15 protein-coding genes are annotated in these 17522 nt (G+C 62.3%); 10 read left to right on the forward strand and 5 right to left on the reverse strand.

Translation table 11 applies throughout. The features are described 5' to 3' along the window. The first annotated feature begins 17 nt into the window (after window positions 1-17). From RG2_RS18825 to RG2_RS18835, 3 genes are read left to right on the forward strand one after another with little or no spacing between them, the layout of a single operon-like run. Window positions 18-794: an ABC transporter permease gene (locus RG2_RS18825; protein WP_033234266.1), complete on the forward strand. Its 777-nt coding sequence runs from the start codon at window positions 18-20 to the stop codon at window positions 792-794. Window positions 795-852: 58 nt separating this feature from the next. Further along, window positions 853-1788 carry a 4-(cytidine 5'-diphospho)-2-C-methyl-D-erythritol kinase gene (locus RG2_RS18830; RefSeq protein WP_033234267.1) on the forward strand — a complete coding sequence of 312 codons (936 nt, stop codon included), beginning with the start codon at window positions 853-855 and terminating at the stop codon, window positions 1786-1788. After that, on the forward strand, window positions 1788-3596 hold the full coding sequence (locus RG2_RS18835; RefSeq protein ID WP_033234268.1) for an ABC-F family ATP-binding cassette domain-containing protein: 1809 nt from the start codon (window positions 1788-1790) through the stop codon (window positions 3594-3596). Before RG2_RS18830 ends, RG2_RS18835 begins: the two co-directional genes overlap by 1 nt. A gap of 194 nt (window positions 3597-3790) precedes the next feature. Here the strand turns inward: RG2_RS18835 and RG2_RS18840 are convergent, their stop codons facing one another. Continuing rightward, on the reverse strand, window positions 3791-5131 hold the full coding sequence (locus RG2_RS18840; RefSeq protein ID WP_033234269.1) for an HNH endonuclease signature motif containing protein: 1341 nt from the start codon (window positions 5129-5131) through the stop codon (window positions 3791-3793). Between the two features lie 196 nt (window positions 5132-5327). On the opposite strand from RG2_RS18840, the gene RG2_RS18845 reads away from it, so the two are divergent. Then, a complete protein-coding gene (locus tag RG2_RS18845) occupies window positions 5328-5531 on the forward strand; it encodes a hypothetical protein (RefSeq protein WP_051730476.1) in 204 nt (67 codons plus the stop codon). A 47-nt stretch (window positions 5532-5578) separates the two neighbouring features. On the opposite strand, the gene RG2_RS18850 is transcribed toward RG2_RS18845, so the two are convergent. Further along, entirely contained in the window at window positions 5579-7066 is a 1488-nt protein-coding gene (locus tag RG2_RS18850; RefSeq protein ID WP_033234270.1) for an acetyl-CoA acetyltransferase, read from the reverse strand. A 153-nt stretch (window positions 7067-7219) separates the two neighbouring features. Between RG2_RS18850 and RG2_RS18855 the strand changes: the two genes are divergently transcribed. Then, the gene (locus RG2_RS18855; protein WP_033234271.1) at window positions 7220-8044 is read left to right on the forward strand and encodes an AraC family transcriptional regulator; all 825 of its coding nucleotides are present in this window, start codon (window positions 7220-7222) and stop codon (window positions 8042-8044) included. 23 nt (window positions 8045-8067) lie between these two features. Here RG2_RS18855 and RG2_RS18860 read toward each other — a convergent pair whose 3' ends face one another. The 3 genes from RG2_RS18860 to RG2_RS18870 are packed head-to-tail and all read right to left on the reverse strand — an operon-like array spanning window position 8068 to window position 11976. After that, window positions 8068-8535, reverse strand: a complete 468-nt coding sequence (locus tag RG2_RS18860; RefSeq protein ID WP_033234272.1) for an SRPBCC family protein — start codon at window positions 8533-8535, stop codon at window positions 8068-8070. 25 nt (window positions 8536-8560) lie between these two features. After that, entirely contained in the window at window positions 8561-10318 is a 1758-nt protein-coding gene (locus tag RG2_RS18865; protein WP_033234273.1) for an ABC transporter ATP-binding protein, read from the reverse strand. After that, a complete protein-coding gene (locus RG2_RS18870; RefSeq protein ID WP_230590133.1) occupies window positions 10315-11976 on the reverse strand; it encodes an ABC transporter ATP-binding protein in 1662 nt (553 codons plus the stop codon). Before RG2_RS18870 ends, RG2_RS18865 begins: the two co-directional genes overlap by 4 nt. A gap of 224 nt (window positions 11977-12200) precedes the next feature. Here RG2_RS18870 and RG2_RS18875 point away from each other — a divergent pair, with 224 nt between their 5' ends. Genes RG2_RS18875 through RG2_RS18895 form a run of 5 tightly spaced genes read left to right on the forward strand, consistent with a single transcriptional unit; the run spans window position 12201 to window position 17135 of the window. Continuing rightward, the gene (locus RG2_RS18875) at window positions 12201-13088 is read left to right on the forward strand and encodes a siderophore-interacting protein (protein WP_230590134.1); all 888 of its coding nucleotides are present in this window, start codon (window positions 12201-12203) and stop codon (window positions 13086-13088) included. A 2-nt stretch (window positions 13089-13090) separates the two neighbouring features. Further along, the gene (locus RG2_RS18880) at window positions 13091-14173 is read left to right on the forward strand and encodes a Fe(3+)-siderophore ABC transporter permease (protein ID WP_045069828.1); all 1083 of its coding nucleotides are present in this window, start codon (window positions 13091-13093) and stop codon (window positions 14171-14173) included. After that, the gene (fepG, locus tag RG2_RS18885) at window positions 14170-15219 is read left to right on the forward strand and encodes an iron-enterobactin ABC transporter permease (RefSeq protein WP_033234276.1); all 1050 of its coding nucleotides are present in this window, start codon (window positions 14170-14172) and stop codon (window positions 15217-15219) included. The genes RG2_RS18880 and fepG overlap by 4 nt, the downstream gene beginning before the upstream one ends. Window positions 15220-15261: 42 nt before the next feature. Beyond that, window positions 15262-16110, forward strand: coding sequence for an ABC transporter ATP-binding protein (locus RG2_RS18890; RefSeq protein WP_045069280.1), 849 nt, complete (start codon window positions 15262-15264; stop codon window positions 16108-16110). Beyond that, on the forward strand, window positions 16107-17135 hold the full coding sequence (locus RG2_RS18895; protein WP_033234277.1) for an ABC transporter substrate-binding protein: 1029 nt from the start codon (window positions 16107-16109) through the stop codon (window positions 17133-17135). Before RG2_RS18890 ends, RG2_RS18895 begins: the two co-directional genes overlap by 4 nt. Window positions 17136-17522 lie beyond the last annotated feature (387 nt).

The following is a 17522-nucleotide window of genomic DNA, read 5'->3' on the forward strand; positions in this document are numbered from 1 at the left end:
GAAAGTAGGACTTTGCCATGACACTCACACTCGATACCCCACGCGCTGTGCGCGGCAACATCGTTCGCGACAGCGCGATAGTGATGGGGCGTGAACTGCGTCCGATGTTGCGTGACCCGGTCAGTGTTGTCTTCAGTCTCATTCAGCCACTGATTCTGCTCGCATTGTTCGGTCCGCTGCTCAAAGGCGTCCCGGGCACCGGTGACGGCGTGTGGAATTGGTTCATCCCCGGCGTGCTGGTGATGATCGCGATCTTCGGCACGACGATGACAGGCTCGAACCTCCTGATCGAAATGCAGCAGGGATCGCACGAGAGAATGTTGGTGACGCCGCTACGACGCTCGTCGTTGTTGATCGGTCGGGCATGCAAGGAGATGGTTCCACTTGCGGCGCAGGCGATTCTGATCATTCTCGTGGCGTTACCACTCGGATTGGACGTGAATGCTGCCGGCGCGGCAGTCGGGATTGTTCTGCTCGGAGTATTCGGCGTCGGGCTCGGGGCCCTGTCCTATGCTTTGGCTCTGGCTGTGCGGGAGCAGGATTGGATGTTCTGGGTGGTGCAGCAAACGCTGATGTTCCCGCTCCTGATTCTCTCGGGGACCATGCTTCCGCTCGACGATGCACCGGGTTGGATGAAGGTACTCGTGAATATCAACCCGCTGGGATATGTCGTGGATGCGGAGCGTGCACTATTTGCCGGGGACTTCGCGGCGGGCAGCGTTCTGGCCGGAATTGTCGCCGCCGTGAGTGTGGCAGTTGTCGGGCTTGGAGTAGGTGTCCGAGCCGTCAAATGAGGCGTCAGCCGGTTGTAGGTTTTCGCCCAGGTGTTCGCAGCGCCTATTGTTGTACCTTGTGCTCTCCGTCGTTCCACGCCCTGTAGTAGTCCGGGCCCCGTCCAAGGTGAATCTGCATCTGGCTGTCGGGGACCTGCGCGACGACGGCTATCACGATCTGACCACCGTATTCCAGGCATTGTCGCTGGCAGACACGGTGACGGTGTCGGCCGCCGACGGTTTGTCCGTCAGTGTTGTCGGCGATGACGCCGCCGCCGTGCCCACGGACCGGACCAACCTTGTCTGGAAGGCTGCAGAGCTGCTGTCGGCCGAAGCCGGAGTGGAGACGGACGTCGAGATTCTCATCGACAAGGGAATCCCCGTCGCCGGCGGTATGGCCGGTGGCAGCGCGGACGCAGCGGCGACGTTGGTTGCGCTCAATGCCTACTGGAAATTGGATCTCTCGCGGCGTGAACTGGACGGCTTTGCCGCGAAGCTGGGTAGCGATGTCCCGTTCTCGCTGCATGGCGGCACCGCGCTGGGAACCGGGCGCGGCGAGCAGCTTGTGCCCGTGCTGACTCGAAACACTTTTCACTGGGTGCTGGCGCTGGCCAAGGGCGGGCTGAGCACACCGGTCGTCTTCCGCGAACTCGACAAGCTGCGGGCTGAGGGCACCCCGAATCGGCTCGGTGACGCGGACGATCTGATCCACGCCCTCACCACCGGCGATCCGCGACAACTGGCGCCACTACTCGGAAACGATCTGCAGGCGGCGGCGTTGTCTCTCAATCCGGCGCTGCGCCGGACACTGCGCGCAGGCGTTGACGCCGGCGCTCTGGCCGGCATCGTCTCCGGGTCAGGACCGACCTGCGCTTTCCTCTGCAGCGACGCACAGTCTGCCGTGGATGTCAGCGCTGAACTTGCGGGAGCGGGGGTGTGCCGCACCGTTCGCGTGGCGAGCGGACCCGTTCCCGGAGCACGAATACTCGACAAAGCGGCAAAGGGACAGCACTGATGGCTAACTTGATCAATCTGGAAAACGTGTCGAAGTCGTTCGGCGTCAAGCCGTTGCTCGACGGGGTGTCGATGGGCGTCGAGGAGGGCGAGCGTATCGGCGTCGTCGGCCTCAACGGTGGCGGCAAGACAACCATGCTCGAAGTACTCGCGGGCGTCGAGGAACCTGATTCGGGTCGGGTCAGCCGCGTCGGTGGACTGCGGATGGCGGTCGTGACGCAGCGCGGTGTGCTGCCTCCCGGATCCACTGTCGGCGATATCGTGCTGGGTCCGCTGGGTGTCGCTCAGCATGAATGGGCAGGCAATGCCCGGATTCGCTCCGTGCTTTCCGGCATCGGAATCGACAACCTCGGTGCCGGCGGCGAGCGTTCCGCATTGGACGCGCAGGTCGACGGACTTTCCGGTGGTGAGCGTCGACGCGTCGCACTGGCCGCGGCCCTCGTTCAGGATCTGGACCTGCTGGTACTCGACGAGCCCACCAACCACCTCGACGTCGAGGGCGTGCAGTGGCTGGCCGAGCACCTCGTATCGCGTCGTAGCGCCCTGGTGGTCGTGACCCACGATCGTTGGTTCCTCGACACTGTCGCCACGCGAACCTGGGAAGTTGTCGGCGGCGGCGTCGAAAGCTACGAGGGTGGCTACAACGACTGGGTATTCGCCCGCGCCGAGCGCTCACGTCAGGCCGACGCTTCCGAGGAGCGTCGACGTAACCTCGCGCGCAAGGAATTGGCGTGGCTGCGCCGCGGTGCGCCGGCCCGAACGTCCAAGCCGAAGTACCGCATCGAGGCCGCCGAAGCGTTGATCGCCGATGTCCCGGCACCTCGTGACGCCGTCGCATTGGCGTCGTTCGCGCAGCGTCGACTCGGCAAGGTTGTCATCGAACTCGAAGACGCTCGCCTCGAGACTCCGGACGGCCGCGTTCTGGTCGAAGATCTGACGTGGCGTCTTGCTCCCGGAGAGCGCGTCGGCCTCGTCGGAGTCAACGGATCCGGCAAGACGACATTGCTGCGCACGCTCGCCGGTGAGCTGGAACCTGCTGCGGGACGGCGTATTCAGGGCCAGACCGTGCATATCGGTTGGCTCAAGCAGGAACTCGACGATCTGCCCACCGATATGCGGGTGCTCGACGCGGTCAAGGATGTGGCTGAACGAATCACCTTGGGAGACAAGGAAGTTTCTGCCGGTCAGTTGGCGGAACGTCTGGGCTTCACGCCGGCACGTCAGCGGACACCGGTGGGGGATCTCTCCGGTGGTGAGCGTCGACGCTTGCAGTTGACGCGAGTTCTCATGGCAGAGCCCAACGTGCTGCTCCTCGACGAGCCCACTAACGACCTCGACATCGATACGCTCCAGCAACTCGAGGATCTGCTCGACGGCTGGGCCGGGACGATGGTCGTCATCTCGCACGACCGTTACCTGATCGAACGTATCTGTGACACCACCTGGGCGCTCTTCGGTGACGGCAAGCTCACCAACCTGCCCCTTGGTATCGAGGACTACCTGCGTCGACGGGCGGCGATGGGCGACGGCGACAACCCGTCTGTGGCATCAACGGCCAGCGGCGCGACCAAGAGTAAGCAGGTTCGTGACGGGGCAGCGGATCGCGCTGCACGTAAGGAACTTTCGAAGCTCGAGCGTTCCATCGCCAAGCTGGACGATCGGGAGAAGAAGCTGCATGCGTCGCTGGCCGATGCGGCCACTGACCCCGACAAGTTGCAGAGCCTCGGCGCTGAACTCAAGACTGTTCTCGCGGACAAGGAAGCTGCTGAAGAGCAGTGGATGGAGTTGTTCGAGGAGCTTGACGGTTAGAGGGCATCTGCCACATCGGCGGTGATTCACCCGCGAACCCGGTGTCGTGAGTTTTCTTGCGATGCCGGGTTTTTGCGTGAATAGGCACTGATCCGGGACGCTGATCTTTGAACCCGCACATGCGTGTGGGCTTCGCATCGGCTAGCTGGTGATGCGAGGCTCTCACACGGTATTCAGTTCCGGCAGCGCCGGTTTCAGTCTCGGTGCACTGGGCCTTGACGGGTGGTGGAGCGTCGGCGCCGTTGTTTCGGGTCAATCGCAGCTGGTGGGATGAACCACGGTTTGTGATCGGAACCCATCTTGACTTCCCAGATCCCGCGGAACCCGCTGGTGCTGTGGATCAATCGGTGGTGGCTACGGCAGAGGAGGGTGAGGTTGTCCATCACCGTCGGACCGCCCACTGACCAGGGTTTTATATGGTGGGCATCGCACCAAGCGGGTACGGCATCACAGTTGGGGAAGGCGCAGCCTTTGTCCCGAGCGATCAGCGCCGTGCGTTGTTCGGGTGTGACGAGGCGTTTGTGCGGCGTCGCATCCAGCGGTGCGCCGTTGCCGTCCATCAGGACGGTGGAGAGCATGCAATCGCACGCAAGCATGCGCGTCAGGCTCACACTCAGTGGTCCCATCCACGGCATGTACCCGACATCAAGATCCTCGACGTCAGGCTCATCGAAATCCGCCGCGACATCGCTGCGCATGGTGGCGCATTCCCGATGCTCGGCAAGATCTTTCGCAGTGATGTGCACGTTCACATGCGGACGCTGACCACCGTCCACACCGGTCATGGCGTTGTCGAGATACCGGCGAATCAGTTCCGTGAACGCGTCGGCGGTGCGTTTGGCAGCTGATCGCTGATCCGGGGTTCCGTCCGCTGCTGGTTTCGGCATCGACAGACCCGAGAGCGCAGATAACAACATTTCGCCCGTGAGTGCATCGAAATCGCCCTTGATCGCCACGCGCCCGTTGAGCGTCGGCGAAATCCGCAAGACATTGAGATCGTCGTCCTCACCAGGCGGAGTGTCATCCGACTCGAAAATCCGCTCCAAAACCGCAATCGCGTACCGCAGTTTGATGGTGGTCGCCTCGACCCCGGATGCGGCAGCGAGAAGGGTTTTCATGCAGGACGGTAACGCCCTGTCGGGCATTCCTTTTGGTGGTGATTCGCAGAACGCGACGATTATTGCCGCATGATCGAGCGAGAGATCCCCGGCCTCGAACTGCCCGGCGATGTCCGGGAACCCCCGCAGCGCGGCACCGAGGGCAGCGATCTTGTTTCCGGCCGCATTCTGCAGCATCGTGTTCGCTGCCAACCACCGCCCCACGCCGCGGTAGCAGAGCACCTGCTCGTCCGGATTGAGCGCCAACTCGTCGACGGCGGCAACCCGAATCGCCTCCAGCCGAAGGATTTCCGCAGACACACTCACGGCAACGTCTCGAACCTCGGCCGGTCGTAGCCGCCACAACCTGCCACGCACACCCGCAGCCGAACCGGCTACAACATCCTCCACCGAAACAAAATCGCTCACCGTAGTCATCAAGGCCTCCCCACCCTTGACTCAGTATACTCGAACACATTTTCGATTCAAGGGATATTTCGGACACATTTCGACCAAAGTTGAAGAGGTCGTCGCGATCATGATGCCACCGAATGATGTTACTGGACAGAAAGATTGATAACCCGGTCTCGGAACTGATCGTGGCGATCAGCGAAGCAGTCGAGGTTGCCGTGCGATGGCGGTGGGAGATGAAGTTGTCGAGAGAGCAGGCATCGCCGTGGCAGCGGAAAGCAAACGCATTCCTACAGTGTCAGGCGAAAGTGGCGAGATCGCGGGCGAACAAGCTGGGGCTACGTATATGGCGGCGCTCAACAACCCGGACTCACTGTGGAATGTTGGAGGCATGGTGGCGTGGCTGGTTGCCGATCCTCTTCCGTGAGGTTCTTCGACTAGGGTGGCGCGAACGCGAAGGCAACCCGACTGCGGCTAGAACTTCGGGGTGAGTCGACCGTTCTCGTCGCTGATGTGAACGTGACGATCCACCGCTGGGGGATTGGTGCCGCTGAGTTGAGTCAACTCGGCGGCGTTCTCGGGGCCGGTGTGGCCGGCGAGACGTCGGCCGTCCGGCGTCGTAGCGATGACGAACCCGGTTTCCGGTTCGCCCATTCTGTTGTATTCGACTGTGGCGGTGATGATCTTGGCACTTCCGACATAGCCGGTGACCAGGTCGGGTGCATGGGGTGTGAGGGTGCGGGCCTGGGGATCTCCGACATATCCGCGTTCATGTGCGGACGCGGAGAGCAGTACGGCATGTTGGTAAGTGAGAAATCCGCCGTTGCCGTGAACCAAGGCGAGTTGGTCGCCTGATCGGAGTCGGCGTGTCACCTCGGTCAAGGAATGGAGGGTGTAACTGTTGAGCGGTCCGCCGAAGAACGAGTGACCACCGGTGACGCTGGGGACGGTGTCACCCGGCAGTCCGAGTTCGTGAATCAACAGCTTCGGCACGATCGGAAAGCAACTGTAGGCGTCCACGATATCGAGGGCTTCGGCGCTTACTCCGGCGTTGCCGAGTGTGCGGTCCACGGTATCCTGCAAGGCTTCGGATCTGTGAAAGTTATTTCTGTGCAATATGTCCAGCGGATCAACGGCCCCGGCTCCGCCCCACAGATAGACGAGCCTGTCTTGGTCGATGCCGAAGTCGAGGGCCCTCGCCAGGGAGCAGATCACCACGGCAGCAGCCTGATTCACGAAGGGCATGGCGTTGAGCATCAAAGGATAGGGTTCGGACACCATCCGGTTGCCCGGCCCGACGGTGCTGATCTCTTCTGCGGTACGTACTTCCGATGTCCACGACGCCGAGTTCTTCGCAGCGATAGTTGAGAACTCGGCATACATCTGCGCTGACCAGTCCAGGGACGCTTGGGCGTCGTGGCCGATCGATGCGCTGAAACTGTTCTCGAACAGTGGGTAGACGCGGGTGGGCACGATGAATCCCGCGCGCTGCATCTCGGCGCCGCCCAGATCGGCGGGATCGAAGCCGGGAGGTCCGCCGGGTTCGGTGGCCCACCCGAGAGAATCGGGAGCGACGCCCGATTTTCGCAGTGCGGTTGTGGTGGCGTGTGATTCACCGCCCACGAGCAGCGCGACGGAGGATGTGCCGTCTGCAATGGCAGCGCCGATTCGATCGAGAAGTGCTGCAGGCCAGTGCCCACCGATCGGTGAGGTGGCGGTGATCGCGGGGGTGGCGCCAAGCCTGGTGGCCAGAAGTTCGGGGAGATTGTCGTATGCCCAACTGACGGTCTTGATCGCGTAGATCGTGTCGATGTGGCTACTGAACGAGGGCTCTCCACTGTCCGTGAGGGCGGCAATTGTCGCTTTGTAGATCAAGTCGAGCGGTTCGAGGGGCCCGTCATCCGGATTCCATCGCAGATCCCCTACGCCGACGATGACGGGAATCCGTGATGCGTCAACCATCGTGTTCCTCTTTCAGCCAGTTCTCGTGTGTGCCCGACGTCGGGAGTTCCGCCACGATAGCGCTGCGATAAGTACGTGTAACCAGGGGGTCACATTCAGAAACTTTCGGATTACTATTTAGGTATGCCTAACGAAAGTCCTATACTCGTTTGCATGACAGCTGTTGCGGAGAGAATGTTGGTGCCCGTGGGGCCTCGGGTCATCGACGATCCGTATTCGATGACCACCGTGACATTGAAGTTGTCGCATCAGCGCCAGTGGGCGGCGCACCGACACCCGGAACATGAGCTGATCTGGGGTAACTCTGGCGGAATGCTCACCGTTGTTGCCGATGGCATCACGTGGGAGGTGCCGCCGTCGGCGGGCCTGTGGCTGCCGGCCGGAGTGCTGCATTCGGTCAAGGCAGGTCCGGGTACCGAGTTTTTCTGCACCTACTTCCGCCCTGAGGCGCACGCTGCGCCCGCCACAGTGCCCGGGCTCTTCGGGGTGAGTGCCTTGTTGCGGGAGGTTCTGCTGCACATGCATCGTCGCAACATGCCGGACGAGGCTCGCAGTCGTGCCGAGCGTGTGGCGTTCGACATGCTGCAACCGCTCGAGGTTGCCGCTGTCGAGGTTCCGATGCCGACGGATCCGCGAGCGTTGTTCGTCGCCCAAGCACTGGTCGCTAATCCAGCGGATCAGCGGTCACTGTCCGAATGGGCACTGACTGCCGGCGGGAGCGTCCGAACGTTGACCCGCGTCTTCACCCAGGGAACGGGAATGACCTTTGCCCAGTGGAGAATTCAGGTGCGCGTACGAGCGGCACTGACCTATCTCGCAGCCGGGGTTCCGGTTTCAGTGGTCAGTCGACGCGTGGGATACGAAACCCCGAGCGCGTTTGTCGCGGTCTTCCGCAGGGTCACCGGCCGGACCCCGGGCGCCATGATGAAGCACCCGAATCGTGGCTCTCATGCACCGCAGGAGCTTCTGCGCGCCTGATCTGCGGTCGCCGCTGATCTGAATCAGCCGCGCCCTTCGACGTACGATGCCAGGTTAGCCAACGAGGAGGCGATCCCCGTCTCGTGTACCGCTTGATCGATGCCGGGTGGCACATCCGTGGCTGTGACGGTCACCTCGGTCCCGCTAACAGCGGCAGCGAGGTGCCAGGTCATCGTCATGGTTCCGGCATACGACGGGTCGTCGGACTCGAACACCGCCCGCTGCACCACACGCTCCGGCGGCACCAGTTCGGCGAATCCGACATCGACGACATCCGTCGCGGCTGACGTCTTGCCAGGGCTGTCGGTGGAGTCCAGATAGGTGAGAACCATTCGAAACCCGCCACCTGGCCGCGGATCCCACAGCTCGATCCGCCCGCGCATACCGTCCGGTGGCAACCAAGCCTCGAGAGACTCTCGGTCGAGGAGGGCGTCGTAGACGACCGTCGGTGGTGCCTCGATCACCAGGCTGGCGCGGTCGATCCTGTCCATAGTCCGATTCTAGAGCCACAGGCTCTCAACGCCGCGGTGTCGACCATGCCTCCCACAGTTGCGCGTACCGGCCGCCGAGGTTGACCAACTCGTCGTGGGAACCCTGTTCCACGACGCGTCCGCCATCCATGACAAGAATGTTGTCGGCGTCGACAGCCTGTGAGAGCCGGTGGGCCACAGTGATCGAGGTGCGCCCACGGGTCAGCGCGAGAGCGGCGTCGTCGAGTATGCGGGCGCCGGCGCTGCCGGCTTCTGCCGTTGCCTCGTCCAGAATCAGCAGGGGTGGATTCAGGAGTTCGATCCGTGCGAGTGCAAGCTGTTGCGCCTGGGTCGCAGTGAGGCGATGCCCGCCGTCACCGACTACTGTCTCGATGCCTTCGGGCAGTGCTCCGACCCAGTCCGAGGCGCCGACGGTATCGAGGGCGGAGGCGATGTCGGCGTCGGTTGCTGCCGGGGCGGCCAGACGCAGATCCTCGGCCAACGTGCCTGCAAAGACGTGCACTTCCTGGGTAACCAACGCAACGGCGCTCCGAGCGGTGCTCCGCGAGAGTTGATCTCGGGGAACGGTGCCGATTCGCACGGAGCCCTCGGTGGGCCCGTAGGTGCCGGCGAGAAGTTTTGCCACCGTGGACTTTCCGGCGCCGGTGGCTCCCACGAGCGCGGTGACGGTACCGGCCGGAATGGTGATGTCGATATCGCGCAACACGGGGGCGTCGCCCGGGCGGTAGGAGAAGGTCACGTCCTCGAGCGACGCGGAGCTGTCGACGGGTTCACGGGGATCGGCCGGAAGCGGAGGTACCGGTGCCAGGGTGACGCCGACAAGGCGAGCCAGAGCGATTGTGCCCTCTTGTAGTTCGTCGAAGACACTGAGAACGGCTCCGACGGGGTCGAACAACCGATGGAAGAACAGGGCCGCTGCGGTGGCGGCTCCGATGGTGGCATGCCCGTTCTTCACGAGCCAGAATCCCGTGATCAGAACTGCTGAGAGCCCGATGAACTCGGCGATGTTGAGACGACCGAAAAACCTGGTCCGTAGTCGTGTTGTCTTCAGGCTGAGCTGTACCGCGGTCAGTGAACGGGATTCGATCTGCTCGAGATGTGGCTTCGCCAACCGTAGGGATCCGACGGTGTCGGAATTACTCAGTGAGTCGAGGAGCTGTTGTGCGCGGGCGCCTTCCGCCTCACGTTCTTGTCGGTAGACGGGGGCTGACTGTGTGAGGTACCAGCGCAGGGCGCGTACCTGGATCGGTGCGGCAATCACTGCAGCAACCGCAAATCGCCAATCGAGTGCGCCCAACCCGACAAGAGTCAACGCAATGGTGAGCGCAGCGGTGGCAAACACCGGCAACGCCTGTGACACGGCTTGCGTTACCAGGCGGACGTCACCGGTGATGCGGGAGACGAGGTCGCCCCGCCCGGCGCGCTCGACATCGCTCTGGGGGAGGTCGAGCACTCGGACGACTACTTCTTCGCGAAGGTCCGCTACGACGCGTTCCCCGACCCCGGCCAGAAGATATTCGCTGGCACCGACCAGCAGCGAGGACAGAACGGCAACGGCAACCAAGGCCCCGGTCAATGTTCCGATGCTGGAGACGATGTCGGCTCCACCAGACGTGACGGTGTCTACCATCTCGCCCAGAATCAGCGGGGTGAGAAGGCCGATTGCCGTGGCTGCGGTCAAGGTGACCACCGCACCGCTCGCGGCGAGGCGGTGCGGACGCAGCAACCGAAGTGCCTCGGTACGAGCCTGTTTGGGAGTTGCGGTGGGGAGTAGGTCGTTCACAGTTCGATCACCCGATCGCAGATATCGAGCAGCGCGGGGCTGCTGGTGAGAAGAATTGTCGCGTGAGCACTGCGAACCTCGGATATCCCGCGGGCAATGCGCGCTTCAGTGACGGAGTCGACGGCAGTGGTCGGATCGTGCAGTACCAGTACCGGCACGTCGCTCGCCAACGCGCGCGCGAGCGCAACTCGTTGACGTTGGCCGCCGGACAGTGAGTTGCCCTGCTCGGTGACGGCGGTGGCAAGGCCGTTCGGGAGAGCCTCGATCACTTGATCTGCGGCGGCGGCGGAGATGGCGAAGTCGGTTCGGTGGCCGACCGGAGCCAGGGCATGGATGTTCTCACCGACAGTGCCGATGAAAAGCGCGGAGTCATGCGGCGCAGCAAGGATGTGTGTGCGAAGTTCGTCGATATCCAGTTCGTGGATAGCGTTGTCACCCAGATGAATTGATCCTTCGATGGGATCTGTCCGGCGCGCCAGCACGTCCATGAAAGCATCGACCCAGGCCGTGTTGTCGCAGGTGATACCGACGATCTCGCCGCGCTTGACATCCAGATCGACCGGCGCCGAACCGGCCAGGACAACGTCACGAAGTGTCAGAGACTCCGAATGATTCAGTGCTACCGGATCGCTTGCGGGGGCGACGGCGCGGCTCGTCCCGATAAGCGCCGCAACACGATTCGCGGACGCTCGGGCACGGGCCAGTCCGGCGCCGAAATAGATGATGTCGATCAGCGGTCCGCGAAGGAACTGCGCCAACCCCACCACCGCAATGAACTCGCCGATCGAAATACTGCCGGACGCTGCCATTCTGCCGCCGACGTATGCGATGACGGCAAGGTAAGCGCCCGCGATGGCGACGTTGGCTGCCGAGTACATCGCTTGGTAGCGCTGGGCGCGCAAGGTGGCATCAAGCGATGTCCGGCTGGCACCTCGATAGCGCTGCGCCGCAGCGTCTCCGGCACCGATGCCGGAAAGAATGCGTAGACCCGCCAGCAAGTCGGCAGCGAGTGCCCCGGCGCGCGCGCCCTGCCACTGATCCGTTTCGGCTCGACGTTCGAGTGGGCGGCTCACGACCTGCATCAGTGCTAGCACCGGGGGAGTGCTGAGGATGACAAGAAGTCCGAGCGGCACTGAGATGACCAGTAACGAGATTGCTGCGGTCAGCACTCCGCAGGCAGCGCCGAGTTTGGTGCTGAGAGTGTGGGTGAATCCGGCCACGGAACCGGCGTCGGAGGTGGCGATCGAATAGACCTCACCGGGCATCCTGCGCGGATTCATGCCGTGTGGATCGAGGCCGCGTCTGGCGATGTCCATCCGAAGTCGGTGAGCGCCGTACTCGGCGACCGAGTCTGCGATACGAGCGGCAATTCTCCAGCTGAGCAGCAGGCCTGTGAACAGGATGCCGAGAACCAGAATCCACTTGCCGAGCGCCGCAGCGTCGCTGGTTGCCACAGCGCGGTCGATGACCGCACCGATCACGACCGGGACCAGAGCTTCGGCCACCTGGTGCCCGGTGAAGCCCACTGACGCGGCGGCCAGCTTCGGCCCGCGCCCTTCGGCTGCGATGGCACGCGTGATCACCTGACGTGGCGTGATCGCCTGAGGCAGCAGCGGACCGTCGGTATCGTTACTCGGATGAAGCGGCGTTGATGACACTCGGTCCACGCTAGGGATCGACAGCGCTTGTTATGAAGTCACGCCGATGCCAAAACTTGTCGTGAACAGGCCATATAGGGCGCACTGGCCGAATTGCGATACTAGTTGACCCCGTTGTGACGGAGAATTTGTCGACGTGGCCTCGGCTCTGCAATAAATTAAGGTCTGCCTTACCTTTGTGCGGTTGTTGTGCGTTTCGTGTTTCACCGATGTTGGAGATTGTCGTGAGTCTTGTGTTCGGCGAGGTGCTCTTCAAGGAGTACGTGACCCCGGGAATGGTCCGGATCGTGTTCGGTGGGGAGGGCTTGACCACGTTCCGATCAACAGGTGTCGGTGACGAGTATCTCCGCCTCCATTTCCCGGTTCCCGCAACGGGTAAGTTCGTTCTGCCGGAAGAAGATCCGCACGCGCCACGCGGATGGCGATACCCGGAAGGGGAGGAAGCTTCGCCGTGCCAGCCTTACACGGTGCGACGGTTCGATTCCGAAACCAGCCGTATGACTGTCGATTTCGTGGTTCACGACGGTGGGATAGCCAGCGATTGGGCGCAGAACGCCGCGATTGGTGACGCGCTGGCGATCGGCGAGTCCCGCGGTCTGTACGAGCCACCGGTCGGTGCGTCCTGGCAGCTGTTTGTTGCCGACGCAACCGGACTCCCGGCATTGGGCCGCCTGATCGAAGAGTTGCCTGCGGGCATGTCGGCCAAGGCGATAGTCGAGGTGGTGGACGAGTCGCACAAGCAGCAGATCGAGTCGGCCGCGGATGTCGAATTCATCTGGTTAGTGGGCAGTGGCAATGGCATTGCGCCGTCGAAACTACCGGACGCGGTGCGTGCACTGAATCTGCCCACCGACCCCGGATACGTCTGGGTGGCAGGGGAAAGCACGATGCTGCGTGACATCCGCAAGTATCTCCGACATGAACTGAAGTTGCCGGCAGAGCAGTACAAGGTGATCGGCTACTGGACGTACAAGGCCGAAGTATGGAATGCGAAATACGAAGCGCTCGACGAGAGGATTCGGGCGCAGTTGGATGCGGCGTGGCAATCCGATCGTGACGAAGAGGAAATTCGTGACGAAGTCGAGAAGACGCTCGAGAGCGCAGGCTTGTGACTATCGCAGTCAACGAGAGCGAGAAGACTGCGGAACTGATCGACGAATCGCTGGCGGAGAAACAGAAGCAACCGGCCGGACTTGTCGAAACGAATTCGCGTCGAACCTTGGGGCTTGTTGTCTGCCTGGCAGTTCTCGGATGTGTTGTGCTCGTGAGTATCGCTGTCGGATCGAAGACCATTCCGTTCGGGACCGTCGTCGACGCGTTGATCAACTATGACGATTCCAACGATCACGTGATCATTCGTGATCTGCGATTGCCTCGCACACTGCTGGGCCTGCTGGTGGGCATGGCGTTAGGCGTAGCCGGTGCACTGATTCAGGCGATGACTCGAAACCCATTGGCGGACCCTGGAATTCTGGGTGTCAATGCCGGTGCGGGATTTGCGATGGTGGTTGCAGTCGCGGTGTTCGGGCTGACCAGCATCTGGTCGTACATCTGGTTCGCGTTCATCGGCGCGGTGATCGCGACCGTCATCGTGTACACATTGGGCTCGATCGGACGAGGCGGCGCCACTCCGATCCGGCTCACCCTTGCCGGCGTGGCAATCGGATCGGTGCTCGGCGGCATCTCGTCCGGAATCACCTTGCTCAACCCGACGGCATTCGACCAGATGCGTCAGTGGAACGCAGGTTCTCTCAGCGGTCGATCCTTGGACATCGTGCTGGCTGTGACACCGTTCATCCTGATCGGGCTCGTACTGGCGCTGGCTCTCGCGCGGCAACTCAACGCCGTCGCTCTCGGTGACGATCTGGCGCGTTCCCTCGGTGCCAACATCACCCGTACCCGTGTGATCGGGGTTGTTGCCGTGACCCTGTTGTGCGGCGCGGCCACTGCAGCTGCTGGTCCCATCGGGTTTGTCGGACTGATGGTTCCACACGTTGCCCGCTGGTTCGTCGGACCGGATCAACGCTGGATTCTTCCGTACACGATGGTATGCGCGCCGATCCTGCTCCTTGCCTCCGATGTGGTCGGACGAATCGTGCTGCGCCCCGGTGAACTTCAAGTTGGCATCGTCACGGCCTTCATCGGTGCTCCGGTACTGATCCTGCTGGTGCGCCGAAGCAAGGTGAGCGGCCTGTGAGTATCGATTTCGGGCGCCCCACCACGGTGGTGCGCTCACCCAAGGAGGGCTGGTCGGCTCGGGTCGACGTCCGCACCGTCACCGTGTGCGTCGTACTTGTTGTCATCGGGTTGGGGATCGGCGTTATCGCCCTGGGCAGTGGCGACTATCAGGTGCCGATCACCGATGTCCTTGGCGCGTTGTTCGGTGAGGCACCGGCGCGCATCCACATGGTTGTCGTGGAATGGCGTCTGCCACGGGTGTTGTTGGCGTTGATGCTCGGTGCGGCGTTGGGTATGAGCGGTGCGATCTTCCAGTCGCTCACCCGAAATCCGTTGGGCAGCCCCGACATCATCGGCTTCAATTCCGGTGCATACACCGGCGCGCTTGTTGTCATTCTGCTGGTAGGCGGAACGTACTACGAGATCGCGGTGGGCGCGCTGGTCGGCGGAATCGCCACCGCGGCAGTTGTATACCTGCTCGCGTACAAACGCGGTGTGCAAGGTTTCCGTTTGATCATCGTGGGAATCGCGATCAGCGCGATGCTGGGATCGGTCAACACCTGGTTGATTCTCAAGGCCGAACTCGACGACGCGATGGCTGCCGCCGTGTGGGGAGCCGGTTCGTTGAACGGACTGGGATGGACCCAGGTGTGGCCGGTTGTCGTAGTCCTGGTTGTGCTGGTTCCGCTGATCTTGGTGCTGGGCAGGCGGATGCAGATGCTCGAGATGGGTGACGACGCGGCCAAGGCACTCGGGGTTCGAGCCGAACCCACGAGGCTGTCGTTGGTGGTTCTCGGTGTTGCGCTCACTGCGATGGTGACGGCGGCGGCCGGTCCCATCGGGTTTGTCTCCCTTGCCGCACCACAATTGGTGCGGCGACTGACCGGCAGTGCGGGTGTGACGCTCTTGCCTTCTGCCGCAATGGGTGGGGCGCTGCTGATGATCAGTGACTGGGTCGCACAGCGAGCTTTTGCCCCGACACAGTTGCCTGTCGGAGTTGTGACAGTGTCCATCGGCGGTATCTATTTCGTCTGGCTCCTCGCACGTGAGGCCCGCAAGCAGTGAGCCCCGCCCATGCGATCCCCGCAAGCAGTGACCGGCGTAGGAATGAGGAAGAGCGTGAACGAAACCAGCGGGCAGAAGACAAATCGGCTGCGCGCCGAGGGCGTCACGATCGGATACGACAAGCGGGTCATCTCGCAGAACCTCAACGTCGACATCCCCGACGGCGGTTTCACCGTCATCGTCGGGCCGAATGCGTGCGGCAAATCGACGCTCCTGAGGGCGCTGTCTCGTTTGCTCAAGCCCAGCGCCGGCACTGTCCTGCTCGACGGCAAGGCGATCACGTCGTATCCAGCCAAGGAAGTTGCTCGTCGGCTCGGGCTGCTACCGCAGACGTCGATCGCACCCGACGGCATCAAGGTCGCCGATCTTGTTGCGCGCGGCCGGTATCCGCATCAGAAACTGATTCGGCAGTGGTCGCGCGAGGATGAGGCAGCAGTCATCACTGCTATGGAGGCCACGAAGGTAACGGACTTGTCCGCCCGACTCGTCGACGAACTGTCAGGCGGGCAGCGTCAACGAGTGTGGGTTGCCATGGTTCTCGCGCAGCAGACGCCACTGGTGTTGCTGGACGAGCCGACTACTTTCCTCGATATCGCGCATCAGATCGAATTGTTGGAGCTGTGCCGAGACCTGAACGAGAACGACGGTCACACGTTGGTAGCAGTGCTTCACGATCTGAATCACGCGTGTCGCTACGGAACTCACATCATCGCCATGAAAGACGGCGCGGTTGTAGCCGAAGGCCCACCGGCCGAGATCATCACGGAAGAACTGGTGCAGGAGGTGTTCGGCATGGCGTGCCGCATCATCGACGATCCGGTTTCCCATACGCCACTGGTCATCCCGCTGGGACGGGAGCGGCAACGACGCATCGAAGGAGTGAAGGTATGACACTCGTTTTGGACACGCAGGTCACCGATTTCGAGTGGGCGCAGATAGTCGATCGCATCTCGCGACGTCAATTCTTCGGTGGCGCAGCAGGTGTGGCAGCGGCACTCGCACTGAGCGCCTGCGGAACCTCGGATGCGGAATCCGAGGCGGTCGGGGACACTGTTCCGTACACGTGGGCCGAGTTCAGCGGCGCCGTTCCGCGCAGCCCCAAGCGTGTAGTGGTTCTCGACGGCCGGGTCGATCTCGAGTTCGCGATGATGATGGACTACCCGATCGTGGGGTCAGGCAATTTCTGGTTCCCCGATGAAAGCGCCGGGTTTCAATTCCCCGGACGCGCTATCGAGGACGCGAGCTTCGTCAACGATGCCGGCGATTTCTCGACGAACTTCGAGGCGGTACTCGGCCTCGATCCCGATCTGATCGTGATGACTCATATCGGATACTCGAGCGACTGGTACGGCAACGAACGCTTGGCGTCCATTGCACCGCTCTTGGTGGTCGGAGACGATATCGAACCGATTGCGGGACACCCGGTTGATTGGCGGGGTGCGTTGCTGGCGCAGGCGCGTCATCTCGATCGTGTTGCCATCGCCGAGGCATCTATCGCCGAGTACGAGCGCAAGCTCGCCGAGTTGCGTCCGTTGTTGCAGGACAAGCTCGGTGGGAAGAACCTGGTCTTCGGCGTCCAGACGCCGACGGGTTTTGTTGTACACCAGCGAAATCTGCGGATCAGCGTGGCACTGGACTCCGGACTCGATGTTCTCTTCCGTGACGACAACAATTCCGAGAACTCGTTCGAGGTGTCGTTCGAGCAACTCGATGTTCTGGCGCCGGCCGACGTGATCATCGCGCAGGCCAGAAACCAGGAAGCGCTTGACGTCATCAAGACGCAGCCGACGTGGCAGCGGTTACCCGTCGTGCAAGCGGGCAATGTGATCACGACGGACGCGCGGTACAACCAGGGATTTGCGCTCACATCGGCGATCTTCCTCGACGTTCTGGCGGATGCTGCCGGACGCTTCTGACCCCGGCGCCCGAGATACGCACAACCACGATCGATCCGTCAGTCGACAACCAGACTCGCTGCCACTAGTTCCGGCCTTATTGCCTCGAGACCGTGAATGACGCCCTGCTCGTGATCGCGTCATGCCATAGGTGGCGAACGCTGATCAGATCGTTGTAACGACGACCGTTGGATCGGTCGTAGAAGTGGGTATCCAACGTCTCACCCGCGGCCCGGTGGTAAGCGCGCGAATGAATCAACGCCATCGAAACAGGATGGCGGCAGTCGGAAAGGTTGTACGGATCGTATTGTGCGCCTGATGGTGTGGGCGTTTGGCGCTGCAGGCGCGCCAGGACGGTAGGAATGCATCCGATACATCGGCTTGGAGAGAGTTGGCGGCGAATCGACG

The sequence above is a fragment of the Rhodococcus globerulus NBRC 14531 genome, from assembly GCF_001894805.1.
Taxonomy (GTDB): Bacteria; Actinomycetota; Actinomycetes; order Mycobacteriales; family Mycobacteriaceae; genus Rhodococcus_F; species Rhodococcus_F globerula.

What these genes read in the sequence shown, in the direction of transcription:
- RG2_RS18845 (WP_051730476.1), top strand. Translation starts at nt 5,328, where the DNA reads ATGGCGGTGGGAGATGAAGTTGTCGAGAGAGCAGGCATCGCCGTGGCA.
- RG2_RS18860 (WP_033234272.1), bottom strand. Translation starts at nt 8,535, where the DNA reads ATGGACAGGATCGACCGCGCCAGCCTGGTGATCGAGGCACCACCGACG.
- RG2_RS18855 (WP_033234271.1), top strand. Translation starts at nt 7,220, where the DNA reads ATGACAGCTGTTGCGGAGAGAATGTTGGTGCCCGTGGGGCCTCGGGTC.
- RG2_RS18835 (WP_033234268.1), top strand. Translation starts at nt 1,788, where the DNA reads ATGGCTAACTTGATCAATCTGGAAAACGTGTCGAAGTCGTTCGGCGTC.
- RG2_RS18825 (WP_033234266.1), top strand. Translation starts at nt 18, where the DNA reads ATGACACTCACACTCGATACCCCACGCGCTGTGCGCGGCAACATCGTT.
- RG2_RS18890 (WP_045069280.1), top strand. Translation starts at nt 15,262, where the DNA reads ATGAGGAAGAGCGTGAACGAAACCAGCGGGCAGAAGACAAATCGGCTG.
- RG2_RS18895 (WP_033234277.1), top strand. Translation starts at nt 16,107, where the DNA reads ATGACACTCGTTTTGGACACGCAGGTCACCGATTTCGAGTGGGCGCAG.
- RG2_RS18840 (WP_033234269.1), bottom strand. Translation starts at nt 5,131, where the DNA reads ATGACTACGGTGAGCGATTTTGTTTCGGTGGAGGATGTTGTAGCCGGT.
- RG2_RS18850 (WP_033234270.1), bottom strand. Translation starts at nt 7,066, where the DNA reads ATGGTTGACGCATCACGGATTCCCGTCATCGTCGGCGTAGGGGATCTG.